Consider the following 3,800-nt stretch of genomic DNA (forward strand, 5'->3'; position numbering starts at 1 on the left):
ATATAAAGATACCCCTTGATGCTCCAATTGATGCATTAAAAAAAGAAATAGAAAAAACTATAAATAAGAAAATAGATTCATATAAAATATATAAAAAATCTATAGATGCTAGAAAAGGCATTTATTTTGTCTACCAAGTTTTGATAGATACAGATGTAAGCCCCAAAATCTTCAAAAAACTAAAGCATAATATTTGTGAATATGAAGAAGAGAATTTAGTTTTCGCTAATACCAACAAGGTTAATTCAGCAATCATAGTTGGTGCAGGACCTTCTGGTTTGCTAGCTTCTTATGCCTTGGCCAAGGTTGGTGTAAAGGTAGATATTATTGAGCAAGGTCAAAGAGTTGAAGATCGAATAAAAACAATAGATGACTTCATAGAAGGTGGCAAATTAAATCCAAGCTCTAATATCCAATTTGGTGAAGGTGGAGCTGGTACATTCTCTGACGGGAAATTGACCTCTAGGTCAAAAGATAAAAGGCAAGCTTATATATTCAAACTTCTTGTTGAAAATGGTGCTCCACAAGATATCTTATATGACCACCTACCTCATGTAGGTACTGATATCTTGAGGGAAGTTATTGTTAATATTAGAAAAAATATTGAAAGCTTAGGTGGAAGCTTCCATTTCGAAGAGAAGTTTGTCGATCTTTCTATAGAAAATAATAAAGTCGTTGAATTAATTACTGACAGAGCTAAATACAGGGCGGATGAATATATCTTAGCCCTTGGAAACTCAGCAAGGGATACCTTCATTATGCTAGATAAGTATATAGAAATCAGTCAAAAGCCATTCGCAGTAGGTTTTAGAATTGAGCACTTGCAGGAAGATATTAACTTTAGCCAATACAAGGTTAAAGACGGGAGACTTCCTCAAGCTAGCTATCAACTAAACTATACCAATAAGGAAAAAAGAACATCGGTTTATAGTTTTTGTATGTGTCCAGGTGGTTTTGTTGTAAATGGTTCAAGCGAAAACGATAAGCTTTGCGTTAATGGAATGAGCTATCACGATAGGGCAAATACCAATGCAAATTCTGCAATAGTCTGTACAATTTCTAGTGATATCCTTGGAGAAGGAAAGCTAGCAGGAATTTATTTTCAAAGAGAAATTGAAAGAAAAGCCTATATTTTAGGAGGTTTAGACAATAAAGCCCCTGTTCAAAGACTGGGCGACTATTTGGAAAATAAAAAAAGTGAAACTCTAGGAAAAATAAAACCAAGCATTCAAACAGGATACACACTTTGCAACCTAAATGAAATATATCCAGAAAAAATAAATGAAGCTATAAGGGAAGCTCTCCTAGTTTTCGGAAAAAAATTAAAGGGATTTGATAATCCTGATGCAATTCTTACTGGAGTTGAAACTAGAACATCCTCTCCTGTACGAATTGAAAGAGACAACTATGCAACTAAGTACAAAAATTTAAGACCAATTGGCGAAGGAGCTGGCTTTGCTGGTGGGATAATTTCTTCTGCCCTTGATGGATTGAAATGTGCTATTGAAATCTTAGAAGGTTAAGGGCTTGATTTTCATAAAAATTGATGGATAATATAAGTAGTATTTGGCAGTTGTCTGATGGCGACTGCCTTTTTTATTTAAGAAAACATAAAGAAAAGGAAACACAAATTAATTAATGGAATTTAAAGAATTAAATATATCAACTGAAATCGTAAAAGCTGTAACTGACATGGGATTTGTTAATCCATCTCCTATACAAGAGAAAACCATACCTCCCCTCCTTGAAGGAAGAGATTTGATCGGTCAAGCTCAAACTGGAACTGGAAAAACTGCAGCATTTTCAATACCTCTTATAGAAAAGGTAGAAGTAAATGGCTTAACTCAGGCTCTTATCCTATGCCCAACAAGAGAGCTTTGTATGCAAGTAAGCAATGAAATAAAGAAGTTATCTAAATACAAAAAAGATATTAAAATATTATCAGTTTATGGCGGAACACAAATCGTTAAACAAATAAAGTCTCTAAAAAAGGGAGTTGAGATTGTCGTAGGAACTCCTGGCAGACTTATGGATCTTATGAGAAGAAGAGTTCTAAAGCTTAGTGATTTGAAAATAGTTGTTTTAGATGAGGCTGATGAGATGTTTGATATGGGCTTTAGGGATGACATGAAATTCATCCTTGATGCAACAAATATGGATAGGCAAACCTGTTTTTTCTCTGCAACAATGGGCAAAGAAATTGTAGAATTTTCAAAAATTTACCAAAATAATCCTATATCCATAAAAATCAAGGCAGAGGAAGTTACTGTTACAAGAATAGAGCAATATTATATAAAGCTAAAGGAAGCCAATAAGCAAGAGGCTCTAACTAGACTTTTAGAAATTCACAAGCCAAAACTTGCCATAGTCTTTTGTAATACAAAAAGAAAGGTTGACAACCTAGTTGAATCCTTAAGCAAAAAAGGATATCTAGTTGATGGACTTCATGGAGATCTCAAGCAATCTCAAAGAGATCAGGTTATGAAAAAATTCAGGAATACCACTATTGATATTTTGATAGCAACAGATGTTGCTGCTCGTGGTTTGGATGTTGATAATGTCGACCTTGTCTTTAACTACGACCTACCTCAACTTGATGAATATTATGTTCACAGGATAGGTAGAACCGCAAGAGCTGGCAAAAGTGGTATAAGCTATTCGTTCGTGGCAGGAAGAGATAGTGAGAGACTTAGGGCAATTGAAAGATACACCAAGGCTGATATAAAGGAAACCGAAATTCCTAGCCTTGCCCAAATAGATAGACACTCAGAAATTTCCATAATTGAAGATTTGACTTGCAAGCTAGAAAACTTTACTGGATCTGATAAAGAAAAAAATATACTAATAAGACTTATGGAAAAAGGATACGATCCATTTACAATTGCTCAAGTACTCCTTAGCGAAAAATTATCCCAGATAAATTCACAAAACCATGAAAAAATAGCTGGTATTGATACTAAAAAAGAAAAAAATAAGGGCAACAAAAATCAAGATAAGAAAAAGTCTTCCAGAAGATCTCAAGATAGCTTGGTAACTCTTTTTATAAACAGGGGAAAGATAGATAATTTTGATAAAAATAAAATAATAAAGGCTCTAAATAGGCTGGGAAAAGTTCCATCTAATAAAATTGGTCAAATCAGAATACAAAAAACCTACACTTTTGTAGATGTTGATAAAAGTGTAGGTAACGAATGTATCCGAGCTTTAAACAATAAAAAAATAGCTGGGAAAAAAGTAAAAATTGAAGAAGCAAAAAATTAAGAGTGGTAGCCTAGGTGCTTCCACTCTTCTCCTCTATTTTTTATTATTTTTATCTTTTCTATTCGCCTTATTATTTTTAGCTTTTTCTAGAAAATTTTCCTTGGCATAGACAATTATATCGTCAGATTCATACATAGCCTTTCCATCAATTACCATACAAGGAACTTGCACCTTACCTCCTATTGCAATAAGTTTGTCTTGATTTTCATATCCTGAGTTTACATCCTCAGTATTGTAAGATGGAAACTTTATTATATCATTTTCCCTAAAATAATTTAATACTTTAAGGCAATATGGGCAGTCTGGCTTAAAATATAGTTCAAAATCCCATTCTCTTTTAATTTCTTTTCTCATAATTTTCCTTTCTTAACTACTAGATTAATTTCTTCCAAGTAGTGCACTTTTTATTCCTTTTTTTCATAAGTTATACAATTTTTCACTTTGAGTATTTACATATTATACTCCAAATCAGTCATAACAAGTCTAGGCTATACAGTAAAAATTTATTTCAAATAATGGTACCTTACATTATCTTAGGA

Annotated in this window: 3 protein-coding genes; 2 read left to right on the plus strand and 1 reads right to left on the minus strand. The window is 33.0% G+C overall.

Annotation, left to right across the window (positions count from 1 at the left end; translation table 11 throughout):
* Nucleotides 1-2: 2 nt before the first annotated feature.
* Nucleotides 3-1,523 carry an FAD-dependent protein gene (locus Q0W95_RS07640; protein WP_297791495.1) on the plus strand — a complete coding sequence of 507 codons (1,521 nt, stop codon included), beginning with the start codon at nt 3-5 and terminating at the stop codon, nt 1,521-1,523.
* Nucleotides 1,524-1,638: 115 nt separating this feature from the next.
* Nucleotides 1,639-3,261: a DEAD/DEAH box helicase gene (locus Q0W95_RS07645; protein WP_297791497.1), complete on the plus strand. Its 1,623-nt coding sequence runs from the start codon at nt 1,639-1,641 to the stop codon at nt 3,259-3,261.
* Nucleotides 3,262-3,294: 33 nt separating this feature from the next.
* Here the strand turns inward: Q0W95_RS07645 and Q0W95_RS07650 are convergent, their stop codons facing one another.
* Nucleotides 3,295-3,615 (minus strand): glutathione S-transferase N-terminal domain-containing protein, encoded by a 321-nt coding sequence (locus tag Q0W95_RS07650; RefSeq protein ID WP_297791499.1) that lies wholly within the window; start codon nt 3,613-3,615, stop codon nt 3,295-3,297.
* Nucleotides 3,616-3,800 lie beyond the last annotated feature (185 nt).

The sequence above is a fragment of the uncultured Anaerococcus sp. genome (assembly GCF_947253225.1).
In the GTDB taxonomy this organism is placed as follows: Bacteria; Bacillota; Clostridia; order Tissierellales; family Peptoniphilaceae; genus Anaerococcus.